The organism is Anabaenopsis elenkinii CCIBt3563 (genome assembly GCF_015245355.1).
Taxonomy (GTDB): domain Bacteria; phylum Cyanobacteriota; class Cyanobacteriia; order Cyanobacteriales; family Nostocaceae; genus Anabaenopsis; species Anabaenopsis elenkinii.
This window is the reverse complement of the sequence record NZ_CP063311.1, coordinates 3,832,068-3,853,029: the sequence shown is the minus strand read 5'-3', so window position 1 is coordinate 3,853,029 and position 20,962 is coordinate 3,832,068. Positions and strand designations below refer to the sequence as shown.

The window sequence follows — 20,962 nt, the reverse complement described above, 5'->3', positions numbered from 1 at the left end:
TTACTGTTATATATATTACAATCTATCGCTAAGTTTTCTATTCAATAAAATTGATATTTTGTGTAATGGTAATATATCTAGACTGAGATTTTACTCGTTTTATCCACGCTGTGATTGCGGGGAAATTTGTCAAATCAAAACCACCTTCGTGTGCGACATGAGTATAAGCAAACAAGGCAATGTCGGCAATTGTATAACGCTCACTGACAAAAAACTCATGAGTTGTTAAATGATTTTCCATAACCTTTAGTGCTGCATAACCCGGTTCACGTTGTTGTTCTATAGCTGTGCGATATTCCTCAGGTCTACCTAAAATAGACAGCCAAAACCTTGATTTAGCGATAAAAGCTTGATGACTAGATTGTTCAAAAAATAACCATTGCAATACTTGCGCTCTTAAAAAGCGATCATATGGTAAAAATTCTGTACCTTCACTCAAATAGACTAATATAGCATTGGATTCTGCCAAATATTTACCAATATCAAGTTCTAAAACTGGTATTTCACCGTTAGGATTCTTACTTAAAAATTCTGGTGTGCGAGACTCCCCTTTCAAAATATTAATGTCCACTCTTTCAAATGGCATACCCATTTGGGTTAATAAAAGTCGAACTTTGTAACTATTGCCAGATGGTAAGAAATCATACAATTTAATCATTTTCATGTCAATATTAATAAAATAATATATATTACCCAAAGGACTAGGAAAAACAGGATATATTTGCTAAATATGCAGGATATTCACACACAAATAAATTATATAAAAAATTTCCAAATAATATAAAAATAGTATTATTGCGTTTTTCTTGAGTGTATGAACAGCAGAGTATATGTGGAATATTTACTTTAGGATTTAAGGACTGGCGTGATTTAGTGGTAGCCGATGGTTTTCACTTTCGGCTCTGAGATAAAAAGCTCTTGGACTGGGAGTTGTGGGAAAGATGGCCACCTCTACAGAAAAACTCTCAAGGTAAGGAAATTAAATCTTGTACAATTTTAACAACGGCGTCTAATGAATTAGTCAAACCAATTCATCATCCCAATAACCATAGAGGCAAATATGCCAAGAACACAGAAAAACGATAATTTTATTGACAAATCCTTTACAGTGATGGCGGATATCATCCTGAAAATCCTACCCACCAACAAGAAAGCTAAAGAAGCATTTGTGTATTACCGGGATGGGATGTCAGCTCAGGCCGAAGGAGAATACGCCGAAGCCTTAGAGTACTATGAAGAGGCGCTCACACTAGAAGAAGACACTAATGATCGCGCGTATATTCATTACAATATGGGGCTAATTTATGCCAGTAATGGTGACCATGATACAGCTTTAAAAATGTATCACCAAGCGATCGAATTAAATCCACGTTTACCCCAAGCCTTGAATAACATTGCGGTGATTTACCATTATCAAGGTGAAAAGGCCAAAGAAGCTGGGGATAATGACGCTGGGGAGGCCTTGTTCGATCAAGCGGCAGATTATTGGATTAGAGCGATTCGCATGGCTCCTAATAACTACATTGAGGCCCAGAACTGGCTGAAAACTACCGGACGTATGCAAATTGACGTATTCTTTTAATATTCTCTAGGTTGGGTTAAAGCTTTGCGAAACCCAATACTAAGAAACTTACCCCCACCTCCCTTGTGGAGGTGGGGTAGGTTTGTCGCTCCCATTGAGTATCAGAAAAAAATTAACCATTGAGGAACCATGATTGATCGTCAACAAGTTCACAAAGTAGCTCTTCTAGCTCGGTTAGAATTAACACCAGAAGAGGAGGAGAGATTTACCACCCAACTGGGAAGTATTCTCGAATATGTGGAACAGTTGAATCAAGTAGATGTGAGTGAAGTTACCCCGACAACACGGGCAATTGATGTTAGTAATGTCACTAGAAAAGATGAGTTACAACCATATCCTGAGCGAGAAGCCATTCTTAATAGTGCGCCCGAACAAGAAGGAGACTTTTTTAAAGTCCCAAAAATTTTGAACAGTAACGAGTAAGGATAACTGCCTTTTTTGGCGCTCTGGTTGTGGTGAAAACCATCCCAAGTTTTAATAGCCATGGTAGTGTGTATATTTCTTGGGCTTGTCCTTACTCGGATTGTACCAAAAGGCCTTGTAATTGATTTTAAGGCCCCTCATAAGGGCAATGAAGTAGTTAAAAGAACATTAAATTAAAGATAAACACAGATAATTTATCTGTGTTTACCTGTGTGCATCTGTGGTAATAAATTATCCCCCTACTTAACTAGCAAACTAACACACCACTTTTGTAAGTGTGGCTGTGAAGTCAGGGTAAGAAATGGCTGCTGCTTCAGCGCGGTGAATGGTGGTGATCCCATTGGCAACCAGAGATGCGATCGCCAGACTCATGGCAATGCGATGATCTGTATAGCTATCCAAATCAGTACCCACCAAGGGTGTACCGCCCGTAATTTCCATACCGTCGGGTAATTCATTAACTTTTGCACCCATTTTATTGAGTTGCTGCGCCATCACAGTAATGCGATCGCTTTCTTTGACTCGTAATTCAGCTGCATCGCGAATAATGGTTGTGCCGGTGGCAAATACTGCCGCCACTGCTAGAATAGGGATTTCATCAATCATTCTGGGGATAATATCCCCCCCAATGGTGCAGCTTTTTAAAGCACTCGAACGCACTCTTAAATCGGCGACTGGTTCCCCTGCGACTTCCCGCTGGTTTTCAAGTTGAATATCAGCTCCCATCAGTGCTAAAGCCTCTAATATCCCTGTGCGAGTGGGATTAACACCGACGTTTTGTATGACTAATTCAGAATCAGGTACAATTGCCCCAGCTACTAACCAAAAGGCTGCGGAACTGATATCCCCAGGGACAATAACTTTTTGTCCGTGTAATTGAGCAAGTCCGTTTAAGGTGACGCTATTGGTGTCTGGGTCAATAGTCAGTTGCGCACCAAAAGCCCGTAACATTCGCTCGCTGTGGTCACGAGAAAGGGCGGGTTCTGTAATGGTAGTTTCTCCTGGGGTGAATAAACCCGCCAGTAATAGGCAAGATTTGACTTGGGCTGAGGCGATGGGAGAATAATAATGAATGGGTTTAAGGGTTTGACCTTGAATTGCTAAGGGTGCTAGAGAATTACCCTTGCGCCCCCAAATTTGTGCCCCCATTTGTTGCAAGGGTTGAACCACACGGGACATCGGGCGCGATCGCAAAGAACTATCACCTGTAACCGTAAAAAACCGCCCTGGATGAGATGCTAAAAGCCCTAACATCAGTCTGAGTGTAGTACCAGAGTTGCCAGCATTCAACACATCGATTGGTTCTTGGAGTTGTCCCAAACCAATCCCCTGAACCCTAACTAATTCGGTGTTGAGTTGAGAAATTTGCGCCCCCATAGCTTGAAAACAGCTAGCAGTGCTACGGGGGTCTTCCCCTAAAAGCAGCCCTTCAATCTGGGTTTCACCTTGGGCGATGGCTCCTAACATTAAAGCACGGTGTGATATGGACTTATCACCCGGAACCCGAATACAACCCTGTAAAGATAGACCAATAGAGGGCGGGTGGATAATTAACTTGTGAGACTGGTCTGTTTGAGTTTCTAAAGTGATCACAGCGGCGGACATGAGGTTACCTAGCAGGTAAATGGGTCTTTGAGGCTTTTTAACAACTTTATCAGCTTTTATCTACAAGTTTGAATGAGGAACTTTCTCAACCAACATCAAGTGCTTAAATGTCGTGAATACTGAACCACTTGGTTCTCAAGGGTTTTCTGCCGGTCAAAGATAGGATGAATATTAGTAGTCTGTTGAGTTTAACTTCAAATGTCCTCATCTTTAACTGAAAAAATTCTCTCTCAATTACCAGGTGATGTTCTGGGAGCTTTACGTCAAGGCGATCGCCTGCTAGGCTCCTTGAGAGAAAATACAACACCAGTCCCCACAGTAGTTAAACACACTCAGGAACCATTAGAAGCTGTAGAGTGGGATGTAATTGTCTGTGGAGGGACTTTAGGGATTTTAATTGGTTGCGCCTTAGCAGTAAAGGGATTGCGAGTAGCGTTAATGGAAAGGGGAATTTTACGGGGGAGAGTACAAGAGTGGAATATTTCCCGCCCGGAATTACAAGTATTTGTGGAATTAAACTTACTGAGTAGGGCTGAATTAGAACAGGCGATCGCTACTAAATATAACCCAGCACGGGTAAGTTTTGCCGGTGGTACAGAAATTTGGGTAGAGGATGTCTTAAATATTGGCGTAGATCCAGTTTACCTACTAGATAGATTAAAAAACCGATTTCTAGATGGTGGGGGCAAATTATTAGAAAATACACCCTTTACTCAAGCTATAGTTCATCCAGAGGGAGTCATAGTCAATAACCAATATAAAACTAGATTATTAATCGATGCTATGGGAAACTTTTCTCCCATTACCAGACAAGCACGCCAAGGTCAAAAACCAGATGCTTTGTGCTTAGTAGTAGGAACTTGCGCCCAAGGTTTCCCAGTAAATACGACTGGCGACTTATTATTTTCCTTCACATCCTTAGAAAATCAATGTCAATACTTTTGGGAAGCTTTCCCAGCCAAAGACGGTAGAACTACTTACTTATTTACCTACATGGATGCAGAACCACAGCGCTTGAGTTTAGCAGGATTATTCGAGGAATATTTGCGACTGCTACCAGAATATCAGGGTGTGGAATTAAACCAATTACAATTTCAAAGAGCGCTGTTTGGCTTCTTTCCCAGTTATCGGGAAAGTCCTATCAAAACCCCTTGGAATCGCCTGTTAACTGTGGGAGACAGCAGTGGTAGTCAGTCTCCCCTAAGTTTTGGAGGCTTTGGGGCGATGCTCCGTCACCTCCAGCGGTTAACATTCGGCATTTATGAAGCACTGGAAACCAATCAATTATCTGCTGAAAATTTAGCACTACTGCAACCCTACCAACCTAATCTGACAGTAACTTGGTTGTTTCAAAAAGCCATGAGTGTCGGTGTAAATCAAACAATCCCCCCAGAGCAAATTAATCAACTACTCCAGGCTGTATTTCAGGAAATGCAACAACTAGGGACACCAGTTTTGAAACCTTTTTTGCAAGATGTGGTACAGTTCTCAGGATTGACAAAAACACTGTTAAAAACTGGTTTATTGCATCCGCTATTAGTGGCTAAAATTATTCCACAAGTTGGTATACTCAGTTTACTGGACTGGATGGTACATTACATTAATTTAGGGGTTTACACTGCTTTATTTCAGTTAACCCCCATATTACAAAGATGGATTAACAATCAACCAGCAGAACAACAATATTATTGGCATCGTTTACTTGATGCTTGGAAATATGGTTCTGGTAGTGACTACTTTGATGTTTAACGGCAATTATCATAAATATCCGCCCAGGTATTGAGTCTACTGGTGTGCTTGTGCTAAATCCAAGACTTCTTGGGTAGTTAAACTCCGTTTGTGATCCATAGATGCTTGTCGCACCGCCTCTAAAACAGATTTCGTTGCTTCTGAGTTCAGAGAAATACCATGCTGCTGCAACAAATTTAATAATAAATGCCTTCCAGAATGTTTACCCACAAGTAAACGCCTCTCCCCACCTACCTCTTCGGGAGCAAAGGGTTCGTAAGTATGAGGGTTTTGCAGTACACCATGACCATGAATACCTGATTCATGAGCAAAACTATTTTCCCCCACTATTGCTTTCCAGGGATGTACATTGTGGCCTGATGCTGATGCTACCAGTCGGGATATTTCCCATAAGCGAGCAGTATCAATGCCTAAATTATGATTATGGATGCGTTTGAGAGCCATAACAACTTCTTCTAAAGCAGCATTTCCTGCTCTTTCACCTAAACCATTAACTGTAGTATTTACTGATAAAGCACCCGCCTTGATCCCGGCTAGAGTGTTGGCTGTAGCTAAACCAAAATCATTGTGGGTATGCATTTCTACTGGTATGGACAATGCCTTTACTAATTTTTCCACTTGCGTGTAAGTAGTGAAAGGCTCCAGGACTCCCACTGTATCACAAAAGCGAAACCTTGATGCCCCACATTCTTGAGCATAAAGTGCTATATCTAACAGGAATTTTTCTTCTGCTCTAGAGCCATCTTCCCCACCTACGGAAACAAACAACCCATGGTCAAGGGCAAAGCTGATACTGTCTCGCAGTTTTTGTAAAACTAACTGCCATTTTCCCTCAAATTTAGCATTTATTTGGATTGCTGATACAGGGATGGATATATGCACCCGTTGTAAACCACAATCTATGCTGGCTTGAATGTCGGAAATTACGGCGCGGTTCCAACCCAGAAGTTGAGCTTGTAAACCTAAGTTGACAATTTTGTTTATGGCTTGTTGTTCTGTTTCACCCATGGCGGGTGTCCCAACTTCTAGCTCATGAACTCCAATCGCATCCAGTAATTGGGCGATCGCTATTTTTTCCTGTAAGTTAAAGACCACACCAGCAGCTTGCTCTCCGTCTCGGAGAGTGGTATCATTAATTACAAGTTTACTCATTTCTTTACTGTCTGTGACATCATACCTTAATATACAGAAGTTTTCAGAAAAAAGTGAGTAAAATTACAACTATTCTCCAGAATTTATAAGTAAATCAAACTACAAGTAGTTTTACATATCTATAACTTTACTGTTACATTTCTATTCAATCAAAGCTCCACCACAGCTAGAACCACAGCCAGCAGTACAGCCATAGCAGTAGTTAGCTGTTTGAATTTCAGTAATTAAGTCTAAAGTGCCTAATTCGAGCAATTTACTGACTGTTAATGATTCACCATTACCAGTTTTAGCTGGTAGGTTCATCATTTGATTAAAATCACAATCATAGACATTACCCAAGTAGTCAACTGATAGTTCATTACGGCACATTAAATGCTCAACCGTATTATGATTAAAATGGGACTCTAAAAACTCCAAGTAGCTATTATGCAGCTTTTTTCGTTCTAAATACATTTTAGTTCTGCCAACGGGTAGATTAGTGATGGTAAATAAGTTGTTAAACACAATACCAAAATGTTTTTGTAAGAACCTTTTGTAATCTCCCTCTAGTTTACTTTGCTCAGGAGCTAAGGAAAACTTGTCATTAGTGGGTAAAGGTGGATTATATACTAAGTCTAAAATTAAATCATAGTTCTTCCCATAACCGAGTTGATTCAGCCATTGTAAGGCTTTAATTGACGCATCAAAAACACCATGGCCGCGCATTTTATCAACATTATCCGCCAGGTAGCAAGGCAAAGAAGCAACAACTCTTACTTGGTGTTGGGCAAAATATTCTGGTAAATCACCAAAACCATCTTCAAAATAAATTGTTAGATTAGACCTGACAATTACCTGTTTACCTGTAGATTTTGCGGCTTCTACCAAGGGCTTAAATCCATAGTTCATTTCGGGAGCGCCACCAGTTAAATCTACAATCTCAATCTGCGGTAACCGCTTAATTAAGGTAATTAACTGTTGGCAAATTTCTGGAGAAAGTTCCTCTGTGCGTTTGGGACTAGCTTCGACATGACAGTGAGTACAAGCAAGATTACACCGCCTACCTAAATTAATTTGGAGAACAGAAATACTTTTCTTGGTCAGAGGAGAAGTAAGTTTGTCCTTGAATGATGTTATGAATGGGGTGAATATATCTGTTTGGATATTTGACATTATTTATATTCCCAAATTAGTTGATATTATTATGGTTTATGCAAAGCTTATCTAACTTGTAGCACTTTTTATTTTCATTGTAATAATCTATAAGTAATTCCACTAATAATCATGGCAATAGGTAAAGTTAAAACCCAGGATAATAAAATCTGAGAGAAAACCTGGAAATTAGATTGGTTGTCAATGAGTCCTACACCAAAAATAGCACTGACTGAAACTTGAGTAGTGGAAATAGGTAGACCAAAATAACTAGAGGCTATGACTAAGATACCAGTTACCACATTGGCAGATAATCCCTGATTGTGATTGATGTCGGCAATTTTTTCGCCCATAGTTTCGGCAATTTTTTGGGAGTTGAGTAAACCACCTAGTCCCATGGCCATTGCTATGGTCAGCATTCCTCCTTGAACCGAAAAATAATCAATAATTAAAATTAGGGAAACAATTTTAGGCGTATCATTTAAACCTCTGCTAAAACTGATAATACCAGCACTGATCAAGTGGCAAATGTTAACTATTTTTTCGTGGGGTTGCAGGTTAATTTTAGAACCGATGTATTGGAAGCAGCGATGAGTTCCTGCTGCTAAACAAATAGCAATAATCGGACTTAAACAGAGGGGTAAAATAAATAAGCTCCCCAAAGCACCAAAGTTAACCTTGAGTCCAATAGCTACTAATCCGGCCCCCAGTATAGCACCTGTGATAGTGTGAGTTGTGGAAATGGGAAATCCTGTGATCGCACCAAATAGCAAGGTTAAACCCGTGGTGATGGCTACAGCTAAATGAATTTCTGGTGCATTAGCGATCGCATCTGGAAATATACCTTGAGCAGTAAATTTTGGTACTAATGTACTTGCCCAGAAAACCGCAGCTATAGCACCAGCAAAAGTTGTCAAACTTGCCCATAAAATTGCTGTTTGATAACTGATTGTGCGGCTACCAAACAGTGTTGCTACACCTTTAAAGTTGTCGTTGGCTCCATGGGAATAAGCTAAAAAAAGCGTAGCTAAAAATAAACTAATTATTAACATTTTTGGGGCGTTTTGAGTTAACAGCAACCACCACCGCTATAGTACCAGGTAGAATCGGTGATGAGAATTTCTGCTGGATTAAAGGCGGCAAGTTTAGCCGCAGTTTTATCACAGACCGCCGCGGGAACACCACGCTGTAGCAGATGTCCCGCACCATCATCAAAACAAGATTCTATACCAGCATAAATTGCCGTTTTCCCTGTAAATATACAAGGGCCATCTTCGGGAATATCAACTTTAAAAGCAACAGAATCCAGACTTTCTAACAGGAGATGTGTTTCTAAGTTATAAGTGTGGGAATCTAGCAGACGGTAAGGGCGGCGGGCGCGAATTTCAATTTGACCAAAACCGGCATTAACGATACTTTGAGTATATTCCTCATAGGTGAGTGCGCCGGATAAACACATAGCACGTAGTCGCTCATCCTGTTGTAAATGAGGAGGAATTGCCCGGGTAGCAATGGGATCGCTCATCTGCAAGCGTCCACCTGGTTTTAACACTCGATATGCGGCTTTTAAAGCACGGATTAAGTCTTCTGGCTCAAAAATGTTAAAAAGGCAATTTTGGGCGACAATATCGATGCTGGCATCATCTACTGGTAGATTAAAAGCGTCGCCTTCCCGAATTTCTACAAAGCTGGGGTCAAACCAGGGGTTTTCTCTAGCAGCAATTTCTAGATTACGTGCTGCGGCTTCTCGCATAGCTGCAACTGGTTCAATGGCAATTACAGCGCCTGGATAACGAGAAAAATAGGCGAATTGCAGTGCTTCCAACCCACCACCCACACCAACATACATCACCGTGGGTTGGTGAGAAAGTTCAGTATAGTGAACTGTAGTACCACAACCATAGTTCATTTCCTGCATTTCCTGGGGAATTTTCAGCCCTGGGAGTTGCACGGGTGTAGTTTGGACACAACACAGTCCCACTTCTGGCGTTTGTGCAACTTGACTGTAAAACTGTGCTGCTGTTTCTAGATAGGTCATTATATTTTTAGTCTGATATATTATGTGTAGATGTAGCCTTTTGCATCCTAATATAGCTAATCATTATTTACATCAAACAAGTGCAGATTTATTGCTTTTGATCTGTGATTAGTTATTTCTTCAGGTACCATGAACCAGATTCGGATAATTATTCATGTTTTCCCCACTGGTTGCATCTACCCCTGCAATGAGTAATACTTGAGAGGGTGATTGATGTATGACTTCTAACTTTTTGAAGAACAAAAAGCGCCTGTTTGATCAATGGGCACCCAGGTATGATTGGCTTTTTCCTTCGGTAATTTACCAAGCTATCCACAAGCGGTTATTGGAGTATGTGGATTTACCCCAGGGAGCTAATCTACTTGATATTGGCTGTGGTACTGGAAAACTCCTGAACCGATTACTCAGTAAGTTTCCTGATGTCCGTGGTACTGGTTTAGATTTGTCTCCAGAAATGTTGCGGATGGCCAGACAGAGCGATCGCCACCGTCCACGTTTAATTTATATTCAAGGCCAAGCGGAATCTTTACCATTTGGCGAAGGTCAGTTTGATGCTGTATTTAGTAGTATCAGCTTCTTACACTATTTGCAACCTGAGCAGGTACTAAGGGAAGTAGCGCGGGTGCTTTCTCCTGGTGGGCGGTTCTATTTAGTGGACATTACCACCACCAAACAGACAGATCCCCAAGTTTTACCAATGTCTCATGGGAGCATAAGATTTTATAGCCCTCAACAGCGTCAACTTTTTGGCTCATCGGCGGGATTATTGTCTGTGAGTCACCACTATTTATTAGGGCCAGTTTTGCTGACAATTTTTGCTAAACCATCTGAGAGTTGATGGTAAATATTACTTAACTGGTGGGAGCATTTCTAAAACCACAATTTGTAAATCAGGAAACGCTAAGGGCGAAATAGTCGCATCTTCTGACAAAATCACTGCGCTTTCATACCCTGAGTGAGTGGGTTCCCGAAAAACGTGTAATTGACGGCTAGTTATATCTAGCACCCAATAATCTGTAATTCCGGCTTGATAGAGAAATCACCAATCATAGCTCAATCTGCAAAAATTTGAATTTCGTCTAGTTGATTAATTACCACATCCGCACCTTGGACATGATCTGATTGACCCACCCAGGTAATACCAATACAACCAGCAGCTTGAGCATTACGCGCCATTTGCATATCACCAACAGCATCCCCCACCATCAGGCTATGACCGGGTTCCACTCCCAAAGCCTGACAAGCTTGTAAAAACAAGATGGGATCTGGTTTACTCGGTCCGTCATCCACTCCTGTTTGTACCTGGATGTAATCATTTAATTGGTATCTGGTGACAAAATCACTAACTTCCGCTGTGGTGGCGGCGGAAATTATCCCCAGTTTGATTCCTGTAGCTGATAAGGATTGTAATAGCTCCAAACTACCTGGAAATAGTGGCGCAGGAGTGGTACTCAGATATTTTTCGGCTTCCTCTAAGGATTTGCGAGCTATTGTTAAAGACTCAAACCATCCTCTCCCAGTTTCGGCAATATATGCAGCTGCGGCGATTTCTGTTTCCCTGCGACTAGCTACGGACATTAAACCCGCTGGGTCTAGGGTATCTCTGTTGATCCCAAAAGCCATTAATAAGGGTTCCCCAATACCGGGTATTTGGGCATCTATGATCCGCGCTGCTTTTTGTCCGAGCGATCGCAAATAGGCTTCTGAGTTCTCCAATGTACCATTTTTATCAAAAAAAATGGCCTGGATATGAGAAAAACTAATATTTCTACATTTAATATTTACCAAACTATTTCACCTCAATAAACATTTTGTAGTCGGGAATATAGCAAAAAACTCCCATGTTTATAGCCATAAGCATGGGAGTTCTGCACTTTTGCTCATCTAAGATAACAGGGTTTCACCGCTACTTTTTTGCTAACTAAAGCTAACAAATACATAAGTTAAGATTGTCTCTCAACCAAGGCTTATCAAGCAATACACTCCAGATAAATTTCCCGCGCACCTGTTTGAAAATTCCTGAATCTCACTCTATAACAAGACCTTGCTTCTCGGCTTGATGTTTGAGACTTTTGTGAACAGGATTTTTTTCAACCTGGTTTTAACAAGAGCATTAATGAAAGAAAGTTAGCAAATCACTAGCTAGTTATTAGCCTTCCTGTTCCACAGCGGCGGTAATCTCGTCTTCAATTTCTGTTGCTACTGGGGCTTCCGCCTCTATTGTAGTTACATCTAATACTGCTTCTGCTGCTGGAGCTTCTACTGTAGCTTCTAGCGCTTCCTCAGCACCCACAACCTCCTCAGCTTCGGTAGGCGCAGCAGTAATACCTTGCTGTTTAGCTAACATCTGCTCGCGATACTTAACTGCCATTTCTTCGGCTTTATCATAAACCAAATCACGGTTTTTAATCATGTCACCGGGTTCTGGTTCCAGCTGCTTAGTAGAAAGGGAAATGCGACCTCTTTCTGCATCCAAGTCAATGATCATAACTTTGACTTCATCATTGACGTTAAATACGCTGTGAGGTGTATCAATATGCTCGTGAGAGATTTCCGAAATGTGTAGCAGTCCGCTCACGCCACCAATGTCGATAAATGCACCGTATGGTTTGATACCGCGAACAGTACCGATGACCACTTCGCATACTTCTAGGCGGTTCATCTTGCGTTCAACCAGGGCTCGACGATGGGACAGAACTAGGCGGTTGCGTTCTTCGTCCACTTCTAAGAATTTTAATGGTAGTTCTTCCCCTACCAATTCTTCCTTGGCTTTGCGGGTACTAATGTGAGAACCGGGGATAAAGCCGCGTAATCCTTCAATGCGAACTAATGCACCACCGCGGTTAGTAGCAAATACACCGGAGCGAACAGTGGCATCTTCTGCTTGTAGCTGTCGCACACGTTCCCAAGCCCGCATGTATTCGATTCGACGAATAGAAAGGGTTAGCTGACCATCTTCGTTTTCATCGGTGAGGATGAAAAATTCTCTGGTTTCGTTGGATTGTAAAACTTCTTCCGGGGCATCAACCCGGTTAATAGACATTTCTTGTATAGGTATGTAGGCTGCTGTTTTAGCACCTATGTCAATCAGAGCGCCGCGCGGCTCTATACTGAATACTGTACCCGGTACAATATCCCCGGGGCTAAAGTGATAGTCATACTTATCAAGTAGAGCAGCGAAATCTTCGTGAGTGAATCCAATTTCTGTAGCGGTTAAGTTCTGATTGACCATGCTGATTTGTTCCTGGTTCTAGTCTCCGTAAAGTTTGTGGCATAGGCGTGATGTATATGCAAGGCACTAGGCGGCGGGTACACCTACATCTTTTTTTTATATTAGCTTAGAAAAGCTGGTATTAACACATATTAACTCCCAGATATTAAATGATATCACATTATTTTATGACTGCAATAATTTTTTTATGCTTATTTAACAGTGCCTGGGTATTGAAAAAATGACATATCCGCCGAGCAAAACATGGTGTGCTCGGCGAATAATTAAGATTTAAATGCCCTTAACATTCCGGTAAGAGCAGTTTATTTTTCTTCTTTCTTTTGGATGCGGGGGGGTTCGCGGAATGCGATCGCAAAGAAAAGAACTCCTATAGCCAAAGCCAAAATCAAGATATATGCAACGCTTTCCATATTAAAAGCTCCTGCGTGATTAATTAGTTAGTAATCATGGTTTATTGTTATTTGACGACTTTTGGGGCTAATTGCCAGCCATCAAGCCTCTTTTTTAGGGGTAGGTGGTGGGGCTAGGGGGTAGGAGAAAACCCGTTCCCCAGTCCCTAATTCCCCAGAAATCAAAGGAATTGCTTACGCTTCCTTACGTACACGGGTAGTCTTGTCACCCACTTTCTGGAACAGACCCCACTCAACTTGTTCTTCCAGGTCAGCATCAACACCGGCAAATACGTCTCGGTAGATTGTCCGAGAACCATGCCAGATGTGACCAAAGAAGAACAGCAGAGCAAATACAGCGTGTCCGAAGGTAAACCAACCTCTGGGGCTGGTACGGAATACACCGTCGGAGTTCAAAGTTTCCCGGTCGAAATCAAAGATTTCGCCACCTTGAGCCTTACGGGCGTACTTCTTCACATCCGCTGGATCTGTAAAGGTTTGACCATCTAGGTCACCGCCATAGAAGCTAACGGTCACACCAGTTTGTTCAAAGCTATACTTGGATTCTGCCCGACGGAAAGGAATATCCGCGCGGATGACTCCATCAGCATCGGTCAATATCACTGGGAAGGTTTCAAAGAAGTTAGGCAGACGACGCACGGTCAATTCCCGACCTTCACCATCTTTGAATACCGCGTGACCTTGCCAAGATTGGGCGATACCATCACCCTTGACCATGGGACCTGTACGGAATAGACCACCTTTAGCTGGGCTATTGCCGACATAATCATAGAAAGCCAGTTTTTCAGGAATTGCTCTCCAAGCTTCTGAGAGGGTAGCGCCTTCAGCCAGGCTGGTTTGGACGCGACGCTCAATTTCCTGAGTGAAGTAGTTTTGATCCCACTGATAACGAGTCGGTCCAAACAGTTCAATGGGGGTGGTAGCGTTACCGTACCACATAGTACCAGCAACTACAAATGCTGCGAAGAATACCGCCGCAATACTGCTAGAAAGTACGGTTTCAATGTTACCCATCCGTAGGGCTTTGTATAGCCGTTCGGGGGGTCTAACTGTTAGGTGGAATAAACCAGCAATAATACCAACTACCCCAGCGGCGATATGGTGAGCCACAACACCACCCGGGTTAAATGGGTCGAAACCCGCCGGACCCCATTCAGGGGCTACTGGCTGAATGCTACCTGTGATCCCGTAAGCATCGGAAACCCACATCCCCGGGCCAAATAGTCCAGTGAGGTGGAAAGCACCAAAGCCAAAACAAAGTAGACCGGATAAGAACAAGTGAATGCCAAACATTTTTGGCAAATCTAAAGCAGGTTCACCAGTACGAGGATCTCTAAATAGTTCCAAATCCCAGTAAACCCAGTGCCAAACAGCAGCTAGGAATAACAGACCAGAAAGGACGATGTGAGCGGCGGCTACACCTTCAAAAGACCAGAAACCAGGGTCGCTTGCAGGTCCACCGGTGACGCTCCAACCACCCCAGGATTCGGTAACGCCTAAACGGGCCATGAAAGGTAGGACGAACATACCTTGACGCCACATGGGGTTAAGAATCGGATCACTGGGGTCATAAATAGCTAGTTCGTACAATGCCATCGAACCAGCCCAGCCTGCAACTAGGGCTGTGTGCATCAAGTGTACAGAAATCAACCGTCCTGGATCATTCAGAACGACTGTATGTACTCGGTACCAAGGTAGTCCCATCGACTACGCTCCTCCTCGATGAATTATGTTTACAAAGCAATTTTCTTACCGAGGTTCTGAGGGACGGAACCGTTTAAGGTTTGCAGTCGCTGCGGCGGAGTTTATCCTTCTGCGGCGCTGTCTTACCGTCATTCAGCAAACTCTTTGAGTTTTTTTTATTGCCAGTCTCTTGAATTTAACCACAGATTAGCCTGGATTAACTCAGACACTATGGCTAGTTTGGCAATATTTTCAGACGCTGGGAAATTTGACTCTACAAAATCGGCGATCGCCTCGATGTCTGAGATTTTCTCTAGGGAAATTCCTCACTGGTGTTTGAGTAGCCAGCCAAACGTCTGTAAAACGTTGGCACATCGGGAAATGCCACTCTTAAGTAAGCAACTTTTTGAGCGTCTAAGCAATTGCCAAGCAGAAAATGAGAATGTTTTAAAAAGTGTAACTAATTGGTGGCCTTGTTTGCAAGGTGTAATTGGGACTCTTGAAACTGCAACAACTTACTATGTTGCCCATAGTTAAGTATTTCACCTAGATATCATAGTATGATAGTTGACCCCTAAATCTAACAATCTCAATCATATGATCTGGTTTCCCTTGCCTGTGAGACGATGGAGAGGCATGACAAAATTTTTCTTGTTGTTTTGTCTGTGTCTACTTTTAGTTGTAAGTTGCGCTCCTAACCGACAGACAGGGACTTTATCCCCTGGTACTGGTGACGGACGGATAACTGTTGGTACAACCCTCAAACCCAGAACCCTCGACCCTGCCGATACCTACGAGTTGGCTTCCTTGGGTTTAGTGTTCAATATGAGCGATCGCCTGTACACTTATGAACCAGGTAGCACAGAAATTAAACCCCAATTAGCAACAGCATTACCCCAAGTCACCGCCGATGGTTTAACCTACACCATTGCTCTCCGTCAGGGAGTCCTGTTTCACGATGATACCCCCTTCAACGCCCAAGCTATGGAATTTAGTATGAGGCGATTCCTGGAGAATAAAGGTAAGCCATCTTTTTTACTAGCGGATACAGTAGAATCAGTTACAGCCACAGATGACTATGAGTTAACCATTAAGCTCAAAAGACCATTTGCAGCTTTTCCCTCACTATTAGCATTTTCTGGGTTGTGTGCAGTATCACCCAACGCTTACGAAATCGGGGCGGGTAAATTTCAGCCCAATATCTTTGTAGGGACTGGTCCATATAAGTTAGCCGAATATGGCACAGATTCCCTGAGATTAGATGTATTTGAGAAATACTGGGGTGAAAAACCAGCCAATCAGGGGGTTAACATCCAAATTCAAACCAGCTCAGTCAATTTATTTAACGCCTTCCGTACAGGTACAGTAGATATAGCCTATCTATCCCTACAACCAGACCAAATCCGCAGCTTAGAAGCGGGAGGAGAAAAAGGCGATTGGCAAAATATTACCGCCGAGGGTAGCGTAGTGAGTTATATGGTCTTGAACCGCAATCAGCCGCCCGTAGATCAACCAGAGGTGCGAGCTGCTCTAGCTGCCATGATTGACCGTCAACTTTTAAACCAAAGAGTTTTACTTGGTCAAGCCAGCCCATTGTACAGTATAATTCCTACCACCTTTAAAGTTTCCCAGCCACTATTTCAACAGAAATATGGGGATGGTAACTTTCAAAAAGCTCAAGAATTATTAACCGCAGCGGGTTTCTCCCCAGAAAACCCCGCTAAGGTGCAAATTTGGCACCCCTCCACCTCAGCTAATCGCAGTTTAGCCGCACAAACACTCAAATCATTAGCTGATCGAGAAATGGGAGGACTACTACAAATAGAAGTTAATAATGTAGAAAGCGCCACCTTCTTTAAAGACATTTCCCGGGGTATATATCCCGCTGCTTTAGTTGACTGGTATCCAGACTTTTTAGACCCAGATAATTATGTACAGCCATTCTTATCTTGTCAGAAAGGCTCCCAGGCTCAAGGGTGTCAAGATGGGGGTAGTCAAAGTCAGGGTTCCTTTTACTACAGCGAAACCATGAATCAACTAATTGCACGACAACGCCAAGAGCAAAACCCCGCAGCACGTGAGGCAATTTTGCGAGAAATTCAAGAGAAAGTAGCCAATGATGTGCCTTATATTCCCCTATGGCAAACCAAAGATTATATATTTGCTCACAACGGAGTGAACAACGTCCAACTTGACCCCACCCAAAATTTAATTTATCAGACCATCAGCAAGCAGTAGAAGCGCGATTTGTGACTAGGGCGGGTAAAGGATGCCCACCCCACAAGAGTTTTAGCTGATATCAAGTTTATATAGCTGGTCAATGCCAGCTATGAGATATGCTCGGCACAATTACACATAAAATATGTCTCGTTCCCAGGCTTTACAATATTACATTGCTTCTCGGTTACTCCTAGCACCCCTGCAACTGTTAACTATTATTACTATCGTCTTTTTATTACTCCGAGCTACACCGGGAGACCCCGCAGATGCAATTCTGGGGGGACGGGCGCCAGAAGCAGCTAAGGAAGAGTTGCGCCAACAACTCGGTTTAAATCTTCCCCTGTGGCTCCAGTATGGTAATTATCTAGTCAACTTACTGCGCTTTGATTTAGGAACCTCCCTAACCAGTCGGGGACAGGATGTATGGGAGATCATTAGGCAATATTTCCCAGCCACTGTAGAATTAGCGGTATGCAGTATGGCGGTAGCAGTGATAGTCGGTATTGTCGCCGGTACCCTGTCCGCCTCCCGTCCGGGTACTTACTTTGATCTAGGCGGTCGGTTATTCAGTATTATTACTTACGCACTGCCGATGTTTTGGGCGGGAATGTTGTTACAGTTGATCTTTTCTGTACAATTGGGTTGGTTTCCTACTTCTAACCGGTTTCCCCCTAATCTTCCCGCCCCTGTGTCTATCACTGGGCTATATACCCTTGATAGTTTGCTGACTGGTAATTTTACCCAGTTTTTGATATCCGTGCATCATTTGACCCTGCCGAGCCTGACCCTAGGAATATTACTCAGTGGTATTTTTGAGCGCATTGTCAGGGTAAATCTGACACAAACCCTCAAAGCCGACTATGTAGAAGCCGCTAGAGCCAGAGGAATCTATGAAAATAAGATTTTAGTCTCCCATGCCCTAAAAAATGCCCTCATCCCAGTAATTACAGTGTTAGGATTAACTTTTGCTTCCCTCCTGGGGGGTGCAATTTTAACTGAGGTGACATTTTCTTGGCCTGGTTTAGCCAATCGTCTCTATCAAGCTATTTCTGACCGTGATTATCCCACAGTCCAGGGAATATTAGTATTTTTTGGGGCAATTGTGGTTACCGCCAGCATATTAATTGACATTCTCAACGCCTATGTTGACCCACGGATTCGCTATTAGTCGTCAGTTCTCTTACCAATCCTCCTCACTTTTAAAACATTCTCTAACCTAGAGAAATAGGTGTCTTGACTTTCAATTAAAATATCTTTAGCTTGATCAATTAAATCTACCGTGATGGGGATATTTACATCTTCTGCTAAATACTCTGTAACTTGACGGTCGATCGCATAATTAACCGAAATTATACAGCACTTTTCAAGTAAATAAAGTACATACCTTAATATTATAAATCTTGTGGGGTGGGCATCCTGCCCGCAATTTTGTATCTAACTCAGATAAAAAATAATGTAAATATAATACATAGCGATCGCATTGACTTTCTATGATTGTATGGTGTTGGTTTTCTTGTTAGGCAGCATATTTTAGCCCACTTCAGTCCATGGGGTCATTCCCAGAATACATTACCAATTTTACCCAGTTCATGGAAGAGTTGGTCAACTTCTCCCTTGAGTAACCCGCGATCGCTGCTATTACCCTCTCATCACTACATCAGTAAAATAAAAGTATTACCAATTACCCATCGCCTGAAGAAAATGATCGCAGCCAAAGACCAACCCACAAACTTAACCCCCAAAGAATATTTCACCTGGGAAGAACAGCAACTAGAAAAACACGAACTGATTGACGGTCAAATTTATGCTATGACAGGTGGTAGCGTCAATCATGGACGGATCGCCATCCGCTTTACTGCTATGTTTGACAGACACCTAGAAAATACAGACTGTATCACTGGAAATTCTGATATAAAAGTTAATATTGTCAATACTAATAACTACACTTACCCAGATGCTAGCGTTACCTGCGACGACCGGGACAAAACCACCAGCCAATATATTACCTACCCCTGTTTAATTGTTGAAGTTCTTTCAAAAACTACCGAGGCCTACGACAGAGGCGGTAAATTCCGAATGTACCGCCAAAACCCAGCTTTAATAGATTATCTCCTAGTCAGTTCTACCAGCATAGAAGTTGACCTTTATCACAAAAATGATGCAGGAGACTGGTTGATTATCAACTACAAAGCAGGTGACACTATCGAACTCCAAAGTATTAACCTCAATTTCCCCATTGAAAAGGTCTATCACGGTTTAACCCTGACCCCAGAAACCTCAACAGACGTTTGTCATAGATAGTGTGTAATACGTTGAAACTATAATATCCGTACCTTTAGGTTAACGGAGTGTCAAGTTTGATAAATACGACTGTTCCCAATTTGGCAAAAACCACAGAACTATTGTTAAATTGTTGACCCAAGCCCAGATGTTTGGCTTGACCGGAAGTAACATCTTTGCTGATAAAGACCACCGGGGTGATTATTTTGGTATAGGTGAAGGCGATCACATTTCAATATCATTTATAGGACTCCTATTTGATTTCTGAACAATTTCTGTTCCCTGTTCCCTTTCCTCACTGATAATTTCTCAAAAATCTACCCTAGGATAGATAACAACATTACTTAAATACTACTAAGGTAATTTGAGTATAAATAAGTATATTTTTTAGTGTTATAAATATTTAGTATGGAATTTATCCAAAAATTATAATTTTACGGTAATTATGATTGAATTTGAAACGAAACTTGGTTAAATATCTATCTTTGGATAGATGATGATATTTATACAATACTCTTACTTGTAAAAAATAATTCTGTTGATTATGATACATTTCATCCAAAACTTTCAGAGGATGTTTGATAAGTTTTCAGCAGGTAATTTTTATCTTAGGGAATGGGGAACACCGGAACAGGGAACAGCAAGGATTGGGAAGGATTGGGGAACACGGTATGGCTAACGCCACGCTATCGCTATCGACTTCGCTCACCGACCGCACAAAAAACAATAAAATCCAGTCCCCTCCCCTTACAAGGGGAGGGTTAGGGTGGGGTCAAGCAATAGTTGATACACTAATCATGACTTTCCAAACAACCTCTTAGGCACTGTACAAATTTATTCGTTCAAAGTTGAATTTCAGGAGACCAAAAAGATGGCAGTTACGTTAACAAAAGGACAACGCGTTTCACTAGAAAAAGTTGCGCCGGGACTTACGGAGGTATTTGTTGGTTTGGGGTGGGATATCAAACCAACGGACACTGGCTATGACTTTGACCTAGACGCATCAGCTTTTCTACTCAGCAGTAACGAAAAGTTGATATCTGACAACCACTTTATTTTTTACAATAACCTGACCAGTCCAGATGCAAGCAAGTCAGTAGAACACACAGGGGATAATCTTACAGGTGCTGGTGATGGTGATGATGAAGTCATCAAGATTAGTCTGCAAAAGGTTCCCGCTGATATTCAAAAAATTGTGATTACGGTAACTATTCATGAAGCCGGAAAACGAGGTCAAAACTTTGGTCAGGTTCAAAATGCTTTTGTTCGTATCGTTAATGCTCAGACTAATCAAGAAGTAGTTAGATACGACTTAGTTGAGGATTACTCTATTGAAACTGCATTAATTATGGCTGAAATCTATCGCAAAGATGGAGAGTGGCGTTTAAATGCAGTTGGCTCTGGTTATCAAGGTGGCTTACAAGCATTATTAGATCGTTATAGCTAGGAGATGAGAT

At 42.1% G+C, this 20,962-nt stretch carries 20 protein-coding genes and 1 pseudogene; 10 read left to right on the top strand and 11 right to left on the bottom strand.

All coding sequences use genetic code 11. From position 1 onward, the window contains the following. Positions 1-37: 37 nt before the first annotated feature. On the bottom strand, positions 38-664 hold the full coding sequence (locus IM676_RS16855; RefSeq protein WP_200987950.1) for a glutathione S-transferase family protein: 627 nt from the start codon (positions 662-664) through the stop codon (positions 38-40). A gap of 396 nt (positions 665-1,060) precedes the next feature. Here IM676_RS16855 and IM676_RS16850 point away from each other — a divergent pair, with 396 nt between their 5' ends. Together IM676_RS16850 and gatC are read left to right on the top strand one after the other, a co-directional pair. Beyond that, positions 1,061-1,582 (top strand): photosystem I assembly protein Ycf3, encoded by a 522-nt coding sequence (locus IM676_RS16850; RefSeq protein ID WP_200987949.1) that lies wholly within the window; start codon positions 1,061-1,063, stop codon positions 1,580-1,582. 129 nt (positions 1,583-1,711) lie between these two features. Next, complete coding sequence (gene gatC / locus IM676_RS16845) at positions 1,712-2,005, top strand: Asp-tRNA(Asn)/Glu-tRNA(Gln) amidotransferase subunit GatC (protein ID WP_200987948.1); 294 nt, start codon at positions 1,712-1,714, stop codon at positions 2,003-2,005. Between the two features lie 255 nt (positions 2,006-2,260). Here the strand turns inward: gatC and aroA are convergent, their stop codons facing one another. Continuing rightward, complete coding sequence (gene aroA, locus IM676_RS16840; protein ID WP_200987947.1) at positions 2,261-3,610, bottom strand: 3-phosphoshikimate 1-carboxyvinyltransferase; 1,350 nt, start codon at positions 3,608-3,610, stop codon at positions 2,261-2,263. A 198-nt stretch (positions 3,611-3,808) separates the two neighbouring features. On the opposite strand from aroA, the gene IM676_RS16835 reads away from it, so the two are divergent. After that, positions 3,809-5,359 carry an NAD(P)/FAD-dependent oxidoreductase gene (locus IM676_RS16835; RefSeq protein ID WP_200987946.1) on the top strand — a complete coding sequence of 517 codons (1,551 nt, stop codon included), beginning with the start codon at positions 3,809-3,811 and terminating at the stop codon, positions 5,357-5,359. A 36-nt stretch (positions 5,360-5,395) separates the two neighbouring features. Here the strand turns inward: IM676_RS16835 and nifV are convergent, their stop codons facing one another. From nifV to arsM, 4 genes are all read right to left on the bottom strand, one after another. Further along, a complete protein-coding gene (gene nifV / locus IM676_RS16830) occupies positions 5,396-6,511 on the bottom strand; it encodes a homocitrate synthase (protein WP_200987945.1) in 1,116 nt (371 codons plus the stop codon). A gap of 141 nt (positions 6,512-6,652) precedes the next feature. Beyond that, on the bottom strand, positions 6,653-7,663 hold the full coding sequence (gene arsS, locus IM676_RS16825; protein WP_200987944.1) for an arsenosugar biosynthesis radical SAM (seleno)protein ArsS: 1,011 nt from the start codon (positions 7,661-7,663) through the stop codon (positions 6,653-6,655). Positions 7,664-7,737: 74 nt separating this feature from the next. Continuing rightward, the gene (locus tag IM676_RS16820) at positions 7,738-8,694 is read right to left on the bottom strand and encodes an inorganic phosphate transporter (protein WP_200987943.1); all 957 of its coding nucleotides are present in this window, start codon (positions 8,692-8,694) and stop codon (positions 7,738-7,740) included. Positions 8,695-8,711: 17 nt separating this feature from the next. Beyond that, the gene (gene arsM, locus IM676_RS16815) at positions 8,712-9,680 is read right to left on the bottom strand and encodes an arsenosugar biosynthesis arsenite methyltransferase ArsM (RefSeq protein ID WP_200987942.1); all 969 of its coding nucleotides are present in this window, start codon (positions 9,678-9,680) and stop codon (positions 8,712-8,714) included. 217 nt (positions 9,681-9,897) lie between these two features. Between arsM and IM676_RS16810 the strand changes: the two genes are divergently transcribed. Next, entirely contained in the window at positions 9,898-10,518 is a 621-nt protein-coding gene (locus IM676_RS16810; RefSeq protein WP_200987941.1) for a class I SAM-dependent methyltransferase, read from the top strand. A 9-nt stretch (positions 10,519-10,527) separates the two neighbouring features. Here IM676_RS16810 and IM676_RS16805 read toward each other — a convergent pair. From IM676_RS16805 to psbB, 5 genes and pseudogenes are all read right to left on the bottom strand, one after another. Further along, positions 10,528-10,710, bottom strand: a pseudogene (locus tag IM676_RS16805) (Uma2 family endonuclease); the annotation flags it as partial. 23 nt (positions 10,711-10,733) lie between these two features. Next, positions 10,734-11,468 carry an HAD family hydrolase gene (locus IM676_RS16800; RefSeq protein WP_200987940.1) on the bottom strand — a complete coding sequence of 245 codons (735 nt, stop codon included), beginning with the start codon at positions 11,466-11,468 and terminating at the stop codon, positions 10,734-10,736. Between the two features lie 361 nt (positions 11,469-11,829). Continuing rightward, complete coding sequence (locus IM676_RS16795; protein ID WP_200987939.1) at positions 11,830-12,912, bottom strand: 30S ribosomal protein S1; 1,083 nt, start codon at positions 12,910-12,912, stop codon at positions 11,830-11,832. Positions 12,913-13,214: 302 nt separating this feature from the next. Next, positions 13,215-13,322, bottom strand: a complete 108-nt coding sequence (locus tag IM676_RS16790; protein ID WP_200987938.1) for a photosystem II reaction center protein T — start codon at positions 13,320-13,322, stop codon at positions 13,215-13,217. 174 nt (positions 13,323-13,496) lie between these two features. Further along, positions 13,497-15,026: a photosystem II chlorophyll-binding protein CP47 gene (gene psbB / locus IM676_RS16785; protein WP_200987937.1), complete on the bottom strand. Its 1,530-nt coding sequence runs from the start codon at positions 15,024-15,026 to the stop codon at positions 13,497-13,499. Positions 15,027-15,051: 25 nt separating this feature from the next. Here psbB and IM676_RS20070 point away from each other — a divergent pair, with 25 nt between their 5' ends. The 6 genes from IM676_RS20070 (at position 15,052) to IM676_RS16755 (ending at position 20,952) form a co-directional block, all read left to right on the top strand. Beyond that, positions 15,052-15,174 carry a hypothetical protein gene (locus IM676_RS20070; protein ID WP_263973146.1) on the top strand — a complete coding sequence of 41 codons (123 nt, stop codon included), beginning with the start codon at positions 15,052-15,054 and terminating at the stop codon, positions 15,172-15,174. Between the two features lie 62 nt (positions 15,175-15,236). Then, positions 15,237-15,542, top strand: a complete 306-nt coding sequence (locus IM676_RS16780; protein WP_200987936.1) for a hypothetical protein — start codon at positions 15,237-15,239, stop codon at positions 15,540-15,542. A gap of 60 nt (positions 15,543-15,602) precedes the next feature. Continuing rightward, positions 15,603-17,243 (top strand): ABC transporter substrate-binding protein, encoded by a 1,641-nt coding sequence (locus tag IM676_RS16775; protein WP_200987935.1) that lies wholly within the window; start codon positions 15,603-15,605, stop codon positions 17,241-17,243. A 124-nt stretch (positions 17,244-17,367) separates the two neighbouring features. Further along, on the top strand, positions 17,368-18,393 hold the full coding sequence (locus IM676_RS16770; RefSeq protein WP_200987934.1) for an ABC transporter permease: 1,026 nt from the start codon (positions 17,368-17,370) through the stop codon (positions 18,391-18,393). 533 nt (positions 18,394-18,926) lie between these two features. After that, positions 18,927-19,526 (top strand): Uma2 family endonuclease, encoded by a 600-nt coding sequence (locus IM676_RS16765; RefSeq protein WP_200990252.1) that lies wholly within the window; start codon positions 18,927-18,929, stop codon positions 19,524-19,526. A gap of 850 nt (positions 19,527-20,376) precedes the next feature. Continuing rightward, a complete protein-coding gene (locus IM676_RS16755; RefSeq protein ID WP_200987932.1) occupies positions 20,377-20,952 on the top strand; it encodes a TerD family protein in 576 nt (191 codons plus the stop codon). The last annotated feature ends 10 nt before the right edge of the window (positions 20,953-20,962 follow it).

Coding starts and splice junctions, on each gene's coding strand:
- IM676_RS16780 (WP_200987936.1), top strand. CDS start 15,237: ATGGCTAGTTTGGCAATATTTTCAGACGCTGGGAAATTTGACTCTACA.
- IM676_RS16820 (WP_200987943.1), bottom strand. CDS start 8,694: ATGTTAATAATTAGTTTATTTTTAGCTACGCTTTTTTTAGCTTATTCC.
- IM676_RS16790 (WP_200987938.1), bottom strand. CDS start 13,322: ATGGAAAGCGTTGCATATATCTTGATTTTGGCTTTGGCTATAGGAGTT.
- IM676_RS16795 (WP_200987939.1), bottom strand. CDS start 12,912: ATGGTCAATCAGAACTTAACCGCTACAGAAATTGGATTCACTCACGAA.
- aroA (WP_200987947.1), bottom strand. CDS start 3,610: ATGTCCGCCGCTGTGATCACTTTAGAAACTCAAACAGACCAGTCTCAC.
- IM676_RS16855 (WP_200987950.1), bottom strand. CDS start 664: ATGAAAATGATTAAATTGTATGATTTCTTACCATCTGGCAATAGTTAC.
- psbB (WP_200987937.1), bottom strand. CDS start 15,026: ATGGGACTACCTTGGTACCGAGTACATACAGTCGTTCTGAATGATCCA.
- nifV (WP_200987945.1), bottom strand. CDS start 6,511: ATGAGTAAACTTGTAATTAATGATACCACTCTCCGAGACGGAGAGCAA.
- gatC (WP_200987948.1), top strand. CDS start 1,712: ATGATTGATCGTCAACAAGTTCACAAAGTAGCTCTTCTAGCTCGGTTA.
- IM676_RS16835 (WP_200987946.1), top strand. CDS start 3,809: ATGTCCTCATCTTTAACTGAAAAAATTCTCTCTCAATTACCAGGTGAT.
- IM676_RS16770 (WP_200987934.1), top strand. CDS start 17,368: ATGTCTCGTTCCCAGGCTTTACAATATTACATTGCTTCTCGGTTACTC.
- IM676_RS16775 (WP_200987935.1), top strand. CDS start 15,603: ATGATCTGGTTTCCCTTGCCTGTGAGACGATGGAGAGGCATGACAAAA.
- IM676_RS20070 (WP_263973146.1), top strand. CDS start 15,052: ATGTTTACAAAGCAATTTTCTTACCGAGGTTCTGAGGGACGGAACCGT.
- arsS (WP_200987944.1), bottom strand. CDS start 7,663: ATGTCAAATATCCAAACAGATATATTCACCCCATTCATAACATCATTC.
- IM676_RS16755 (WP_200987932.1), top strand. CDS start 20,377: ATGGCAGTTACGTTAACAAAAGGACAACGCGTTTCACTAGAAAAAGTT.
- IM676_RS16765 (WP_200990252.1), top strand. CDS start 18,927: ATGATCGCAGCCAAAGACCAACCCACAAACTTAACCCCCAAAGAATAT.
- IM676_RS16850 (WP_200987949.1), top strand. CDS start 1,061: ATGCCAAGAACACAGAAAAACGATAATTTTATTGACAAATCCTTTACA.
- IM676_RS16810 (WP_200987941.1), top strand. CDS start 9,898: ATGACTTCTAACTTTTTGAAGAACAAAAAGCGCCTGTTTGATCAATGG.
- arsM (WP_200987942.1), bottom strand. CDS start 9,680: ATGACCTATCTAGAAACAGCAGCACAGTTTTACAGTCAAGTTGCACAA.